We start from the raw sequence: 15787 nt of genomic DNA, 5'->3' as shown, positions 1-15787 counted from the left end.
ACCTTAGCAATTGGGGTGTATTTAGAAAAACCGGGCAACGGTACTTGTTCATGCTACATACTGCAAGTGTTGTTTTTATTAATTCACTCCAAGTGAAATCATTGTAAGGTTTCTAAGAAGCAAAAGCGTAAACATAAATGCGTCATTAAATACAAAAAAGAGCCACTATTGTCAGTGGCTCTTTTTCCATTAATACTTCAAAAAAGTGACTAAGCGATGTTCGTCACCTCTAGGATCAGTTCGGCTTTTTTAGGTAAATAAATACTGAATTTACTGCCTTTTCCCCATTCAGACTCTGCTTTTAACTCACCACCCGTTTGGCTGAGAATACTTTGGGAGACCGATAGCCCTAACCCTGTGCCTTCTCGTTTCGTTGTGTAAAATGGCGAGAAGATTCGACCCAAGTTTTCTGGTTTAATACCGCAGCCCTCATCGATAACATGAATCGCGGCTCCTTTCACTTCGCCCTCTTCAATCCAGTCTTCACTGACTACTGTTAATGTTCCTTTACCGCTCATTGCGTGAATGGCGTTCATTTGCAAATTAACTAAGATTTGTAGCAAGTGGTGACGGTTTATCTCAACGGACGTATGCGCTTGTAGGTCAGTCACAAACTCAACGTCGCGTTTCTTGGTGCCAGTTTTAACCAAGGTGATGCTTTCATCAATGATAGGATTGACATGTTGCCAAGTGATTTCATCTTGAACACCGCCTTGGCGACTGTATTGCAATAAACTGCGTGTGATATTGCGGATACGATCAATTTGCGCGTGAATCGCATCAATCTCCTCTTGTACTCGACTTGCATCGTCACCCAATTCAAAATGGATCAATTCTACGTTGCCAAGAATCACGGCGGTTGGGTTATTAATTTCGTGAGCAATCCCCGCGGTGAGTTCTCCCAATGCTGCCAGTTTTTCATGAACAACGAGTTTGTCGCGGGTTTGGTTGAGCAATTGAATATGCAGTTCAAGATCTTGGGTTTTTTCTCTCAGGCTTGCCGTACGCTCTTGAACTTTGCATTCAAGTTGAGCTGCGGAGTTTTTCAGTTCAATTTTGCGCTCTTCTAGCGCGTCTAACATATCATCAAACTGTCTGGCTAACTGCGCAAGTTCATGATCGGCATCTAATCCTAACGGGCCAATCCGTTTTTCTTTACCTTGTTGGACCTGCTTCACCACTTTATGAATGCGTTCGATCGGTCGAAACAGATCATAAGAACCGCGATATACCATCACGCCGGAAACCAGCAATAACATAACCGTAATCAAGCTGATTTCGGCAATGTTCGTCATGTAGGCTTTAACGAATGGCCACATGAGGTAACCCGTATAAAGCATACCAATAACATTGTCGTATTGGTCTTTGATTGGTTGATACGCCGTAATATACCAAGCGTCATACACATAAGCGCGATCAACCCACTGTTCACCCTTCGAAAGTACTTGGTTATACACTTCTGCACTCACGCGAGTGCCTATGGCGCGCCCTAGCCTATGATCGCTGTCTAAAGGAACGTTGGTGCTCACACGCAAATCATCGAGAAATACCGTCAACGTACCCACAGGGCGAAGGCAGTCATTATCACTTAAGTAAATGAGATCGCGGATTTGATCCACCAGCACTGTGCTGTTGTTAAGGAGCAAACCACCATCAAGAAAGCCGATCAAATCGTTCGCTTGGCTGTATACCGGAATCACGGTCCGACTGACTAACCCACGCACCTCCCTGTCACCATCAGCAAGAATAGGCACTTCTGCTCGTTTGGCGAGTTCAGGATCGAGGCGTTCGAGTTCTTCTTTATTGAGTACATCAAAAAACGATTCGCGCTTGGTGAGATCCATAAAGCGGAATTTGTTTTCCATGGAATTAACGCGTTGGAAAGAGAGAAAATCTAAAGCATATCTTTTCTTCTGCTCTGTGACCCACTTTTGCAGGTCACCTTGTGGCGTTCCTTGATTAATGCGAATACGGAAATCGTACGAATCGGCAAACGCCCGCACGTAATTGGCTTGCTTTTGCTGTAACAACGTTACGCTGTTATTTGCAACACCAAGACGTTCCGAGACATCAAGCAGCGCATTTTGCCACGTGTAATGAATAGACCAATAAATGGTAATGCCGATCAGAGCTAACAACGTGAGGAAAATCGGCGCAGAGGTTAAGAATAACAAGCGATAACGCACCATGGTTTTAAAACGGTGCGTCCATTTTGACAATCCTTTGTGCTGTGGGCCGTTAGTCGGCATATTCCTCACCCTCAGAATCCCATTCTTTGTACTTACGTTCTAAGGTCTTGCGAGCTACGCCCAAGTCACGAGCAGCAGCAGACTTATTGCCTTCATGCAAGTTAACGACTTGTTTAATATGTGCTTTCTCGACTTCTTTTAACGTCCAGCTGTTTGGATAGCCTTCGCCAGTAAATTCTTTGCCTTCTCTAAAGGTTGGTAACTCAGCAGAGTGAGAAACAGTAATCGATACATTAGGCAGTGAATGCCCGCCATTCAGCTCTCGCCAATAGTGTGCAGGTGGTTTGCCAAGCAAGATACAACGCTCAATCAAGTTTTTCAGCTCACGAATGTTTCCCGGCCAATCGTACTCACTCATGGCTTCCATGTCCTCGTGCGCCCATTTGGGCGCGGGCATACCTAGCTCGCGCGTCAGCATGTTGCTGAAAAATGGCACCAACTCAAATAAGTCGGTTTTGCGCTCTCGCAGCGGACACACTTCAATTTTCAGAACGTTTAAACGGTAATAGAGGTCACTGCGGAAATTACCTTGATTGACCTCTTCTTGCAGGTTTCGGTTGGTTGCCGCTACGATACGGACATCAATACTGATCTCTCTTTCTGAACCGACAGGGCGAATCGTACGCTGCTCTAACACACGTAATAATGATGCCTGCATTGCAAGTGGCATCTCCCCGATTTCGTCAAGAAATAAGGTGCCACCGTTCGCAACACGGAACAAACCTTCACGCGATTTTTTTGCACCGGTAAACGCGCCCGATGTATGACCAAATAACTCACTTTCTAAAAGCTCTGGTGCAATCGCACCGCAGTTGATTGGCACAAACGGGCCCGTTCGCCCACTCGCCTGGTGGATACCTCGTGCAACTAGCTCTTTACCCGTACCCGACTCACCTTCCACCAAAACAGAAGCACGTGATGGTGCAAATTGGTTAATAAGTTGCTTAAGCAGACGCGTTTTTTCTGAGCCGCCGATGATCTCTGAGGTATTGTGACGTTGGTAATCGCGTGTCATGGCGTACTGCATGCGTTCGTTCAAACGGCGATCCATACAGCGACTGACCGCTTTTAACATCTGCTCAAGGTTGAATGGTTTGAGGATAAAGTCGGAAGCACCGAGCTGTAGCGCTCGAATGGCAATTTCTAAATCCGCATAACCCGTCATAAAAATCACATCGGCACGTTTGTCATCATCTTCAAACGCTTCTTCCCACTCAATTCCAGAACGCCCTGGCAGATTAATATCCAGTAAGATCAGATCATAATGTCGAGAATTACGCAGTTGTTCTGCTTCTTCGATGCTACCAGCTGTATCGACATGTGAAAAAAGCTTACCCAATGCCTTTTTCAAGATGGCTTGCATGCCTAATTCATCATCGACGACCAGTACGGAAAAGGCGCTATATTGTTGGTTTGTACTAAGATGGGATTGAGTAGACATATTTACCCCAGATGGATTTCGATGGGACAGAGTGTACCAAGTTTAAACAGAGATACCCTACAAAAAGTGCGACATTTTGTACCAACGCAAACTTTTATGCAAATAACCCCATGATTTAGTGCATAAACCAAGCACTTTAAGCTTGTAAAAGGTTGGCATCTTGTTTGCTATATCTTGTTTGCTATAAGGTGGATACGGAGCGCATTTAAGTGATCTCAGGATGTTGATGTTTGCTTATTCCAACACCCTAAGACAACTTGCGTATTACGCTAATCGCTCTCGTCCAAAAAGGCTTCTCCCTAAAACCTGGAGAGATTCCAAAGAATCATTGGAAAGGAACACATAAAAATGAAAAAAATTGCGCTAACTCTGGCTGCAACATCAATCACGCTTGTAAGTTACTCTGCGTTTTCTGCTCAAGACGGAGAACACGTTCGCCTTGCAACCACAACCAGTACTTACCATTCAGGTTTACTTGATTACCTACTTCCACAATTTGAAAAAGACACGGGCTACAAAGTCGATGTTATTGCTGCAGGTACGGGTAAAGCCTTAAAAATGGGCGAAAACGGTGACGTAGATTTGGTGATGACACATGCACCAAAAGCTGAAGGCGCATTTGTCGAGAAAGGCTACGGCGTTTTACCTCGCAAGCTAATGTACAACGACTTTGTGATTGTAGGCCCGAAAGCTGACCCAGCAACAATCAAAAATGACGAAGGCGTGTTAGATGTATTCAAAGAGATCGCAAACAAAAACGCAACGTTCATCTCTCGCGGCGATGATTCTGGTACGCACAAAAAAGAAATGGGCTTCTGGGCTCAAACTAAAATCGAACCGAACTTTGGTGGCTACCATAGCGTAGGTCAAGGTATGGGCCCAACTCTAAACATGGCGTCTGAAATGCAAGGCTACACCATGACGGACCGCGGCACATGGCTGGCTTACCAAAACAAATTGGATCTAGAAATTCTGTTCCAAGGCGATGAAAAACTGTTTAACCCGTACCAAGTTATTCTTGTTAACCCTGAGCGTTACCCAACGATCAACTACCAAGGTGCGAAGGCATTCAGTGATTGGTTGGTAAACCCTCGCGGACAGGAACTTATCAATGGTTTCCGCCTAAACGGTAAACAACTGTTTGTTGCGAATGCTGAGAGCAAATAACGCAATATGAATCTTGCTGATACAACACTGGAAGCGCTTCGCTTACTGGTGAATTTTGATGCAGACCTATGGGAGATCGTTGCGGTCTCCTTTAGTGTTTCTATTACGGCAATATCCCTAGTGGTATTGCCGGCTATTTTGATGTCCTTTGTACTGGCGTACACCGACTTTCGCGGTAAATGGTTTTTGTTGTCGATCGTAAATACGCTGCAAGCGGTCCCTACTGTGGTGATTGGCCTGTTGCTGTACATGTTGCTGTCGCGTGCTGGCCCTTGGGGAGACTGGCAAATGCTGTTCACTCAGAAGGCAATGATCTTCGGCCAAATGGTGATCTGCTTCCCTGTTTTGGTATCGATGATGCATGGTGCATTACAATCTAGCGACCGTCGTGCAGTGGAAACTGCCATCACGCTGGGCGTCTCCATTCCGCGCTTGGCAGCTACGATGATTTGGGAAACCCGCTTTCCTCTACTTGCGGCTATCATTGCAGGGTTTTCACGTATCGTGACCGAGGTGGGCTGCTCAATGATGGTTGGTGGGAACATTATGGGCGTGACGCGAAATATTCCCACGGCTATCGCAATGGAAAGCAGTAAAGGTGCTTTTGCGCAAGGAGTTGCATTAGGAATTGTATTACTATCTTTAGCGTTGGCTCTAAACTTCTTCTTATCAAGTATGAGAGGCAAAGGCTACCTCAGAACATAGAACATGAAGCAAACAAACGACTCACCATTAACCCCATGTCGAGGCGAATTATGACTATAAAAATCACCGCCGAACAGTTATCCATGCGCTTTAAAGAGCGTGTGCTTTTCCACATCCCTGAGTTAGCCATCGGCCCAAATGATGCCATTTATCTCAAGGGTGACAATGGTGTGGGCAAAACTACCCTACTCAAAATCCTTGCTGGCTTGCTCAAACCCTCTACTGGCGATGTTGTTGCGCCAAAAGATACGTGGCTGAAAAGACTGACGCGTCGCAATGGTCGTGTCGATGTGATTTATCTCCATCAATCCCCTTACCTTTTTGACGGCACTGTATATGAAAACGTAGTCTATGGAGTGAAATATCAACAAGATACGCAAAAAGATAAGCGAGCTCAAGTTATTCACGCGCTGCGCATGGTAGGTTTAGAAACCTTAGCGGACGAACATATTTCCGTGTTGTCCGGCGGTGAAAAACAGCGCGTTGCCATGGCAAGGGCTTGGATCTTAAAGCCGTCGATTTTATTGATGGATGAGCCAAGTGCGTCTTTAGACCAAGAATCCATTGAACGATTGGTAGTGATGGCGAAAGATCTTTTGGATCGTGGTTCCAGTATCGTGGTGACAAGCCATCAGGCCAACGCACTGACCGACTTATGTAAAAAACAGTGGTGGATTAAAGACAAGACTTTGATAGAGTCTCCTCTGTTGTATGTCATACCAAAAGAAACATCCCAAGAGAATGCATATGCTTCAACCAACACAAACTAGTTGGGTCATTTTGGCTGGTGGCCAAGCCAGCCGTATGGGTGGAAAAGATAAAGGTCTGATTGAGTTAAATCAGAAGCCACTCATCGAACACGTTATTGAACGTTTATCTCCACAAACTCCACGCATTTTAATTAATGCCAACCGAAACCAAGATGCGTACAGCAAATTTGGTTTCGTATTTAGTGATCAATTCAAAGATTTCCCTGGGCCTATGGGCGGTATTCACGCGGGTTTGATGCATGCTGAAACTGACTGGGTCGGATTTGTACCTTGCGATAGTCCACAAATTAACACCGACCTTGTCGAGCGTTTCTGCCAGTTTGTCAAAGAAGACAGCGATATTTTGGTCGCGCATGATGGTGACCATCAGCAACCTGTTTTTACGCTCTACAACAAGCGCGTACTGCCAAAACTCACCGCGTTTTTAGAACGTGGCGACCGCAAAATCATTCTGCTCTACAAAGAGTGCAACACCAGTTACGTTGACTTTAGCGACTCACCAAACTGTTTCGTCAACTTGAACACTCCGGAAGAACTGGCGCAATTTGGACAATTAGAATCATGAAACACACGCTAAACATTCCTATTCTTGGTTTTGCAGCTTATTCAGGCACAGGCAAAACCACGCTACTTGAAGCCCTATTGCCAAAGCTGACCGAAGCAGGTTTACGCATTGGCATGCTAAAACATGCGCACCACAACTTCGATGTCGATAAGCCGGGTAAAGACAGCTACCGTTTACGCAAAGCTGGCGCATCTCAAATGCTGATTGCTTCTCGCAACCGTTTTGCGTTAATGACAGAAACGCCAGAAGCCGAAGCGGAGTTTGAATTCCTATTAACACGTTTTGATGAAGACATGCTTGATGTGGTTTTGGTCGAAGGCTGCAAAAACATCGCGTTTCCTAAAATCGAATTGCACCGTGAAGAAGTCGGCAAGCCTTGGCTTTATCCAAACGATGAAAACATCATCGCTATCGCTTCAGACGGCGGCGAGTTGGACTCTGAACTGCCACAAATGAACATCAATGATCTTGAAGCGATTGCTCAGTTCGTTATTCAGTATGTTCAAGAAGCGAAAGCACCAAAAAACAAAGAGAAAGAAGCCGCATGTTGCGACACACTTTCTCCTGCTTTCCTTTCTGTGGTTCAAGGCCAAGAGAAAATCCTTTCTTTGGTGAACACGGTTTCGGAAATAGAAGCATGCAAGATTGAAAACGCCTATGGCCGCGTTCTTGCGGAACATATCGTTTCACCAGTAAATGTGCCGCAATACACCAACTCCGCGATGGACGGTTATGCCATCCGCAGTGATGATGTTGACCGTGATAGCTACCAAGTGGTTGCTGAAGTGATGGCGGGCCATGCTTACGATCAGCCTCTGGAAGTTGGTCAAGCAGTTAAGATCATGACTGGCGTACCAACACCACGTAACGGCGATACAGTGGTCATGCGTGAGCAAGCCACTCAAGAAGGTGACAAGGTCACTTTTAACGGTGCGAATATCAAAGCAGGCCAAAACGTTCGTCAAGCAGGTGAAGATCTCGCTATCGGCAGTGACGTCTTTACCGCAGGCACTCGCCTCGCCTCTCCAGAAATGGGCATGATCGCTTCGCTTGGCTTTGGTGAAGCGAATGTATTCCGAAAATTGAAAGTTGCCGTGTTCTCCACCGGTGACGAAGTACAAGCGCCGGGAACAGAGCAAAAAGCGAATTCTATCTACGATTCCAACCGTTTTACCATCATGGGCATGCTTGAAAAGCTCGGCTGCGAGATCTTGGACTTCGGTATTCTGGAAGACAACGAACAGTTAATGATTGAAGCATTGGAAAACGCATCGGCGCAAGCGGACGTGGTTATGACTTCTGGTGGCGTATCCGTTGGTGATGCGGATTACATCAAACTTGCCTTGGATAAACTTGGTCAAATCGATTTTTGGCGAATCAACATGCGTCCGGGACGTCCATTAGCGTTTGGTCAAATCAACAACAAGCCGTTCTTTGGTCTGCCGGGCAACCCTGTTGCCGTGATGGTTTCATTCATCAACTTTGTCGAGCCTGCACTGCGTAAGATGCAAGGCGAACAAGGCTGGAAGCCTCTGAAAGTGAATGCCATCGCGACTGAAAACCTTCGCTCTCGCCAAGGTCGTACCGAGTTTAGTCGAGGAATCTATGAACTGGATAACACTGGCCGTTTAACCGTTCGTACAACAGGCAAGCAAGGCTCTGGTATTTTACGCTCAATGAGTGAGGCAAACTGTTTGATCGAAATCTCCCCAGCTATTGATACAGTAAAAGCGGGAGAAAGCGTGACAATTATCCCACTTCAAGGCAGAATCTAGCTCAAACTAGAAATTCAAAGGTCAGCGAGTCTGGCCTTTTTGTTTAATATACAGAAACCTTTTCAGAGAGACAGCTATGGCTCGCACCATTCTTTACACTTACAAAGACCAAGACAAAGAACTGACGTTCTCATACCAGCAACACCGCAACATTCAAGAAGCAGTTGCAGAAGCCGAAGGTATCGATATCACTGAGTTCCTAAAGATGGAGCAACAAATCGAAGCAGTGTCTGACACTAAAGCGGTGCGAAACTACCGCGACAACTACTTCAGAAAATTAGGCTTTAGCAAAATCACCCTAGCTCAAAAAGAAAACCTGGGCGTAGGCAAAAAGAACAAATAAGCTTAGCTGCAAACAGAAAACTCACGATTCGTCGTGAGTTTTTTATGCATGCTACTTTTGTTCATGATCCATACCCGAGCATACCGAAATTACTTAGGTATATGAGTTACTTGGGTATACAAGTTACTTCGGTATATAAGTAAAAGCCCCGTTTAACCTTGAAAGTCTAAACGGGGCTTTAAATTTCTTCTTACTTTATATCGAGTAAGGTTTAAGTCATTACTTGATGTTTAAGAACGCAGCGCCGCGTACACCACCTGAATCACCGTGTTTTGCTTTGATGATCTTAGGACACTTAGCCACAGACAATAAGTGTTTAGGGATGCGTTTTGGCATCTCTTCGTAAATCAATTCGAAGTTAGATAAGCCGCCACCAAGTACAACGGTGTGTGGGTCTGTTGCAGTAAACAGGTTTGCAAAGCAGATCGCTAACAGCTCCATAAAGCGCTCGACGTGCTCTACTGCTTTCTCTTCACCCTCTGCGTGCGCTTTAATAATGTCGATCGCTTTCTTCTCTTCGCCGTAGTAATGCGCGTAAAGAAGCTCGAAACCACGACCAGATAGGTAACTATCTAAACAGCCTTTGTTGCCACAGCCACAGCCAAGTAATGGTGCGTTTTCGCCCAGGTGGAACCATGCGTCGATAGGAAGACGTGTGTGACCCACCTCACCCGCTACGTGGTTGCGGCCAGAGAATACTTTGCCTTCGTAGATAAAGCCGCCACCAAAACCAGTACCAAGGATCAAACCTAGTACAGATGGTTCATCTTGAAGATCTTCATCCCAGGCTTCAGAAAGCGCGAAACAGTTTGCATCGTTTTCAATTTTTACGCTGCGACCGATTTTAGCTTCTAGATCAGCACGAAGTGGTTTGCCTTTTGCCGCAGGAACGTTAACTGTTAGTACCGTTGCATCATCGGCGTCTTCCATACCTGGTAGGCCAAGACCAATCGTACCTTCGCAGCCAAACTCTGTATCGTATTTATTCACCAATTCCGCAATGGTATCAACCAGCAGCTCGTAGTTGTCTGTTGGTGTAGGTACACGTTCCGTCGCTACACGCTCAAGCTTCTCGTTAAATGCACCAAATTCAATTTTAGTGCCACCGACATCAAAGCCGTAATACATGTATTTCTCTCCTAAAAAATGCTTCAAACGACTCTCAAAAATGGCTAGAGTCAAAAGTATAAACTGATGGCATTATCCATATCTGTACGCCTGCAAACCGTGACCGAATGCAGATTTATCCCCTCACCGAAGCCAGTTGAACAACATACCATCAACAAAAGCTCATTCCTTAGAGTCAGCTCTCGGTTTTCATCCACTCTTTGAAACGTTTCAAGTGTGGCTGGTTAGGGTCGCTTTTGACTCGAGTCTTGCTCAGCATGTAAGTTTCTCTGAAGGCTTCAAACCACAATTGAAGGCATTCCGCAGCTTTAGGCTCACCAGCTTGTTTTAAAACTAATGTCGCGACTTCGGCGGTTGAAAGATGCTGATCATTCTCGGAGCGGCGCATGATGTATTCAGACAGAGATTCCGGCTCAATGGAAAGCACAGGCAAAGATTTAAGAAAATCAGAACGACGGAATATCTTTCGTGCCTCACGCCAGCTACCATCAATAAAGATCAGCAACCATTTTTTGTTCTCGACATCTTCTTTTACCAATCGCCCTGGCTCTAGATCTTCAATTAAACGAGAGGGATCATCCACATAGTCTGCAGGAAATACAATCACCGGTTGGTAACTGTCATCCTGTAGTAGCGCTAGCATCTCTTCAGACGGTTCTGTTCGGTTCCATTGATACACGTAAGTCTCTTGAATCGTATCAGCGATTAGACGACCGGTATTACTTGGCTTAAATACTTCGTTTTCAGAAACAATCAACATACATGCAATATTAGCCTTAATGTTTGGCTGAAGGTCGCACAAACAGTGTTGCTCAGAAACCTGGCAATATTGGCAACGAACCACTTTACATCCACGCGCGTTGAAAGGCTTGGTTGAGATAGATTGTCGGTACTGATATAAACGGTGGAAAGCGTGAATTCTCATGGTAAGTAATGCCAAGTAAAAAGTAGAGCGCGATTCTACTGATATTATGGTTTCGCCTCAAGATAAGCCCATCAGCAGTGTGTTGAAATAATTTCACACTTATCTCGGTCATAGATAAAGAAATAAATAAGGGAATGACAGTGACAGAAACGACATTTCAAGAACCCTCATGGCTCAGATTAGGCTTTTTCCTTGGCGTATTATTGCTTTGTGCCATTTGGGAGAACAAATTGCCTAGAAAAACACTGACCGCTTCGCGCAGGTTTCGCTGGGTCAATAACTTGTCATTGGTTGCTTTTAACAGCCTAGTTATTGCTTTAATCATGCCTATCGCCGCCTTTCAAGCTGCGGTCATAGCTCAGGAGCAACAATGGGGGCTGCTGAATATTCTGTCCCTCCCCGATTGGTTAAACATTTTCCTAACCGTCATTTTGCTTGATTTCGTCATTTACGCTCAGCATGTTGTCTTTCATCATGTAAAACCGCTGTGGAAGATTCACCGAATGCATCACGCCGATCTCGACATAGACGTCACTACAGGCGCACGCTTTCATCCCTTCGAAATAATCATTTCAATGGGAGTAAAAATTGCAGCCGTGTTTATCTTAGGTGTTTCACCTATCGGAATTGTGGTATTTGAAATTGTGCTTAATGCGAGCGCGATGTTTAATCACAGTAATGCAAAACTGGCTTTATCTATGGACCAAAAACTGCGAAACGTCATCGTTACACCAGACATGCATCGCGTGCACCATTCAGTGATAGTAAAAGAGACCCACTCAAACTTTGGTTTTTTCCTTTCAGTTTGGGACCGCTTTTTTGGGACATACCGAGCTCAGCCTAAGTTGGGTCATGAAGATGTTGTTATTGGTGTGCCGGAAATTAGAGACGAAGAAGAGCAAAGATTAGATAAGCTGTTAACGCAGCCCTTTCGCTACAATAAAGAGAAGAAGTAATGGTTGAAAAAATATTGTTGGATGAAGTATGTCAACAAAACGAATAGACCAAGCCTAAACCCCAGTTAAACACTACTTCATCCTCATGATGTGTAAGAGCAGATTAGTTTTCTGCTAGCTGACGCTTTTTGTTTAGCTGAGTAATACCAACAAATAAACCAACAACACCAAGCACTGCACATGCCAAAGCATTGATGTTCATTACTTGCTGTGCCTCTATTGAGCTGTATAGAAAAGCAAGGCTGAAGAAAGTGGTGGCAAAGCTCAAACCTGTCAGTACGCTGAAACCAGCAAAACTGGCCAAGTCTTTAAAATCGTTCATAACGAGTCCCTGTTTACAATCCTTAATCGAGTGTTGTGAAAATAATAATTAACGAAATATTTGGCGCGATTGACTATGTTTTCGCGCATTCCATAACCAGATAGATACCCCAAATGAGAACCCTAAAAACAGTGTCTTCATTTGTAGGGCGACGTTGTTATCTAATATTTCTAATGTATAGTGAGCGTGGGAACTAAAGATAACATTGGTTATAAGAATCAATAACATAACGACTATGCCAGAGCGGTGATGCTTGACCAATAGATACGCTGCTAATAAGTCCAATAGTCCCAAAGCGCTCCAATACATATTCAACCAGCGTGGCGCAAAATCGTAAGGTAAAAAGCCACCAACAATGTTGTCATAAAGATGAACCACTCCGCCAACTGTCATAAAAAGGCATAAGAGAAACAAGACGAATTTATCCATTACCGTTTCCTTATCTGAATGAATGAGCAAAGCATATAGAAGTCACTTAAACATTTGTAATCTCATCGCCATTTTTGAGATCGACAGTGCCATTATCAACACGATGAGAACAGTAACGGCTACTCTACCTTCTTTATTTGCTTCTAGTAGAAGCATAGTGTTTGCTTTGTCATTGTCCCAAATCCGCCAATGCAACGACAGAATCCTCCTTTAAATCACGCCTTGGTTTAGCAACTCTCGTACCTTTTCCAGCCCGCGCTGAAACACAGTATGTGCATTCGCGGGAAGGCCGCTCTCGACATCGTGCCAGAAGAACGCGAAATCATGTCCACCATCGTCTTGCGTATGAAACAGCCATGAATTAGCGAGATCAGCACACTCACACAAAACAAAATGCCATGCTTGATTTTGAAAGCCACTGTCCCATGAGCATAAATATCGTGCGGAACGAACATGTGTGATACCAGACTCCTCAGCGAGCTCCCGCTTGGCCGCTATGATGTAACTTTCATCAAACACTTCAACAGTGCCCTTGACGAGCTGAACACCCGCCAACGGATGTTTAAAAAGTAGGATCTCTTGATTTTGATTACGTAGAACGACGGGGCAAACTTTATCGATCACAAAACCACTCCTTCTTATGGCTTTAGCTTTCTCTGGATATAAAAAAATCGCATGAAGCTGCATGATTCATTCCTTTGAATTCTGGCGACATTCTAGTCAACGAGTCCCTCGAACAAAGCATTAACATCACGTTGTGATAACTAAACCCTTTAGAAATGAACGAGATGAGATGTAACTCACTCTTGCAATGCAAATTGGAGCCATTGAATGGGTAGCCGTAACAAAAAAGCAGAACCGAGGTTCTGCTTTTAGTCGGTGGAAACATCTCATTTACTTGGTCTGATGAAGCTCATACTTGTGCAGCATTGCTTGCTGGTGCCCGGCAATTTCCGCCACTTGCTCAGAACTCTCAACCATAGACTCAAGCTGCAGCTTTGTGCGTTCGCCAAGATCAGAAATATGCGTGATGGATTGAGATACATCTGCCGTCGCTCGTTCTTGTTCTTCTGTAGCAACTGAGATTTGTTCAACACGTTCTTGAATGTGCTTAACCGCGAGGTTGATATCAGAGAATGTCGATTTCACTTCATTGCTGGACTGTAGCGCGTGGGTCATTTCTTCTCTTGAATCATTAACTGCTTGGCGCGAACGCTCTGCGGCAGTAATAAGCTCGCTCATCATTTCTCGGATGTTCGTAGTTTGTTGAGAGGTATCACTTGCAAGTTTGCGAACTTCATCAGCGACAACCGCAAATCCACGCCCTTGCTCACCAGCACGGGCAGCCTCTATTGCCGCGTTGAGAGCAAGTAAGTTGGTGTTATCCGCGATCCCACTGATCATATCCACCATTTCACGAATCTGTTTAACACGCTGGTCTAGCTCTAACATTGACTGTTCATTTACATCCAAAGAGCTTTCTAATGACTCCAAACGTTCGCGGTTTTTTTCCACGACTTGAACCCCTTTTTCAGTGTGTTGGGTTGCAAGGAGCGAGTCCTGTGAAGATGCATTTGTCACCATTGCTATTTCACGAATAGAGGCTTCAAGTTGCGTTATGGTCGTGATCATACTCGACAACGCTTCATTTTGTGTTGCCAACCCATCACTTGTTTGTTCGGCTGCACTGTGACTTACTTCTGCCGTCTGATAAAGCGTTTCACAATTGCGCGTCACCGTTTGAATGGAGTCATGTGTGGAATCGATTACTTGATTCAACTTTCGTGCTACTTCTTTCAGCTCATAGGGGCCGACTTCTTCTGCCTTGTCACGAAAATCATGTTCGGTAAGTGCTGAAAGACGCGTTAGTACATTCCTTAACCCTCGGTTTGTCCATGACTTGAGACTAAACCAAGTAACTAGAATAATAAAAGAAATCACACACGCCGCAAACACGAGCACAACGCTCACCGATTCAATGGTCTCGTTGACCACCCGCTCTTTTTCATCAATCAACTGACCAGCGGTTTGGGAGATTTGATCAAGTAACCGCATGGTTTCATCCGCAAGCATCGAAGCCTGTTTAAACTCTGAACGTTGCAATTCCCCTTGTTCTAGTTTGGCGAGGATCAAACGCAGCACGCCCTTTTCACTAAAGCCTTGTTTCACCATCTCATATGGTGCGGTTAAGCTTGCATATTCACTTACTTCAGGATGGAAAGATTGGAAGTCTTCATAGGCGAGTTTAATACCTGCTATGCGATTTCGCATTTCTCGGTATTCTTTTTCGGCTTTGTTTAATTCTGAGTGCATCATCATGACTAAGAACGTACTTTCCATTGAGCTTGCAGAAGCAATGAAACGGTTAGCGGCATCGCTCGACTCAGGATTATCAGCACTAAGAAACGAACTGATTCGATTCATTTCCGGACCGATAGAGCTAAGCCCATAGCGAAACCCACCAACAGCGGCATCAATATCCATTTGAATTTGTATCACCGAAGATTGCTTCAACAAAATGGACTGCGTGATGTTATGTAAACGCGCTAGTTTGGTGTCTAACTCCTCCGAGAGTTGCTGAGCTACACCAGACGCTTCCACAACCAAAGTTGTGCTTTGAGTTGCAAGAGAGTCGATTTGCTCTTTTATGAGAGGCAACTCTTTCGGCTCAGTAATCTGCATACCATGGTTGAGTAGCTTAACCATCTCCAATACATTCCTGGTTAACTTTGCGTTTGCCATCGCGATTGGTAATGCTTTTTGCGACAAGTCTTCAAATTGTTCCCCTACCTGTTCCATTCCTTTGAAACTTGAGACAGAAAGGGCTATAACAAGAACAATGATAGTTAAAAATGTTGCACTGACAGCCTGAATCAGTGAAAGTGATGTGCGTGAGCGTTTTCGCTTTGCCATAATCAATTTTTATTCTTTCTTAAGGTTGAATCGGTTCTGCAGTGATTCCGTCACATTTGTGAGACAAAACCGTGATTTGCAGCCCATACTATGGATTGG

The 15787-nt window shown here is 44.8% G+C and carries 15 protein-coding genes; 7 read left to right on the top strand and 8 right to left on the bottom strand.

What is annotated here, in order from left to right:
- Window positions 1–209 precede the first annotated feature (209 nt).
- Together R7F07_RS15730 and R7F07_RS15725 are read right to left on the bottom strand one after the other, a co-directional pair.
- Window positions 210–2249: a cache domain-containing protein gene (locus R7F07_RS15730; protein WP_171342965.1), complete on the bottom strand. Its 2040-nt coding sequence runs from the start codon at window positions 2247–2249 to the stop codon at window positions 210–212.
- Window positions 2239–3690 (bottom strand): sigma-54-dependent transcriptional regulator, encoded by a 1452-nt coding sequence (locus R7F07_RS15725; RefSeq protein WP_064353911.1) that lies wholly within the window; start codon window positions 3688–3690, stop codon window positions 2239–2241. The genes R7F07_RS15730 and R7F07_RS15725 overlap by 11 nt, the downstream gene beginning before the upstream one ends.
- Before the next feature lie 348 nt (window positions 3691–4038).
- Between R7F07_RS15725 and R7F07_RS15720 the strand changes: the two genes are divergently transcribed.
- From R7F07_RS15720 to R7F07_RS15695, 6 genes are all read left to right on the top strand, one after another.
- Window positions 4039–4857 carry a substrate-binding domain-containing protein gene (locus R7F07_RS15720; RefSeq protein ID WP_171342966.1) on the top strand — a complete coding sequence of 273 codons (819 nt, stop codon included), beginning with the start codon at window positions 4039–4041 and terminating at the stop codon, window positions 4855–4857.
- Between the two features lie 6 nt (window positions 4858–4863).
- On the top strand, window positions 4864–5562 hold the full coding sequence (locus R7F07_RS15715) for an ABC transporter permease (RefSeq protein ID WP_005389524.1): 699 nt from the start codon (window positions 4864–4866) through the stop codon (window positions 5560–5562).
- 50 nt (window positions 5563–5612) lie between these two features.
- Window positions 5613–6332, top strand: a complete 720-nt coding sequence (locus R7F07_RS15710; RefSeq protein ID WP_025766658.1) for an energy-coupling factor ABC transporter ATP-binding protein — start codon at window positions 5613–5615, stop codon at window positions 6330–6332.
- Complete coding sequence (gene mobA, locus R7F07_RS15705) at window positions 6310–6897, top strand: molybdenum cofactor guanylyltransferase MobA (RefSeq protein ID WP_171342967.1); 588 nt, start codon at window positions 6310–6312, stop codon at window positions 6895–6897. The genes R7F07_RS15710 and mobA overlap by 23 nt, the downstream gene beginning before the upstream one ends.
- Window positions 6894–8672 (top strand): bifunctional molybdopterin-guanine dinucleotide biosynthesis adaptor protein MobB/molybdopterin molybdotransferase MoeA, encoded by a 1779-nt coding sequence (locus tag R7F07_RS15700; RefSeq protein ID WP_171342968.1) that lies wholly within the window; start codon window positions 6894–6896, stop codon window positions 8670–8672. Before mobA ends, R7F07_RS15700 begins: the two co-directional genes overlap by 4 nt.
- A gap of 76 nt (window positions 8673–8748) precedes the next feature.
- A complete protein-coding gene (locus R7F07_RS15695) occupies window positions 8749–9015 on the top strand; it encodes a DUF2960 domain-containing protein (protein WP_005377584.1) in 267 nt (88 codons plus the stop codon).
- A gap of 219 nt (window positions 9016–9234) precedes the next feature.
- Here the strand turns inward: R7F07_RS15695 and nagK are convergent, their stop codons facing one another.
- Window positions 9235–10143, bottom strand: coding sequence for an N-acetylglucosamine kinase (gene nagK / locus R7F07_RS15690; protein WP_005377586.1), 909 nt, complete (start codon window positions 10141–10143; stop codon window positions 9235–9237).
- 175 nt (window positions 10144–10318) lie between these two features.
- Window positions 10319–11068, bottom strand: coding sequence for a tRNA-uridine aminocarboxypropyltransferase (locus R7F07_RS15685; RefSeq protein WP_005389532.1), 750 nt, complete (start codon window positions 11066–11068; stop codon window positions 10319–10321).
- A 140-nt stretch (window positions 11069–11208) separates the two neighbouring features.
- Between R7F07_RS15685 and R7F07_RS15680 the strand changes: the two genes are divergently transcribed.
- Complete coding sequence (locus R7F07_RS15680; RefSeq protein WP_025766660.1) at window positions 11209–12024, top strand: sterol desaturase family protein; 816 nt, start codon at window positions 11209–11211, stop codon at window positions 12022–12024.
- Between the two features lie 103 nt (window positions 12025–12127).
- Here the strand turns inward: R7F07_RS15680 and R7F07_RS15675 are convergent, their stop codons facing one another.
- The 4 genes from R7F07_RS15675 to R7F07_RS15660 all read right to left on the bottom strand — a co-directional run bounded on the left by R7F07_RS15675 (window position 12128) and on the right by R7F07_RS15660 (window position 15688).
- Window positions 12128–12346 carry a hypothetical protein gene (locus tag R7F07_RS15675; protein WP_171342969.1) on the bottom strand — a complete coding sequence of 73 codons (219 nt, stop codon included), beginning with the start codon at window positions 12344–12346 and terminating at the stop codon, window positions 12128–12130.
- A gap of 48 nt (window positions 12347–12394) precedes the next feature.
- Complete coding sequence (locus tag R7F07_RS15670) at window positions 12395–12775, bottom strand: hypothetical protein (protein WP_053303078.1); 381 nt, start codon at window positions 12773–12775, stop codon at window positions 12395–12397.
- Between the two features lie 210 nt (window positions 12776–12985).
- Complete coding sequence (locus R7F07_RS15665) at window positions 12986–13399, bottom strand: NUDIX hydrolase (RefSeq protein WP_025766662.1); 414 nt, start codon at window positions 13397–13399, stop codon at window positions 12986–12988.
- A gap of 270 nt (window positions 13400–13669) precedes the next feature.
- On the bottom strand, window positions 13670–15688 hold the full coding sequence (locus tag R7F07_RS15660) for a methyl-accepting chemotaxis protein (RefSeq protein WP_171342970.1): 2019 nt from the start codon (window positions 15686–15688) through the stop codon (window positions 13670–13672).
- Window positions 15689–15787 lie beyond the last annotated feature (99 nt).

Source organism: Vibrio sp. YT-16 (genome assembly GCF_033337405.1).
Taxonomy (GTDB): Bacteria; Pseudomonadota; Gammaproteobacteria; order Enterobacterales; family Vibrionaceae; genus Vibrio; species Vibrio alginolyticus.
This window is presented reverse-complemented; position numbering and strand designations above follow the sequence as displayed.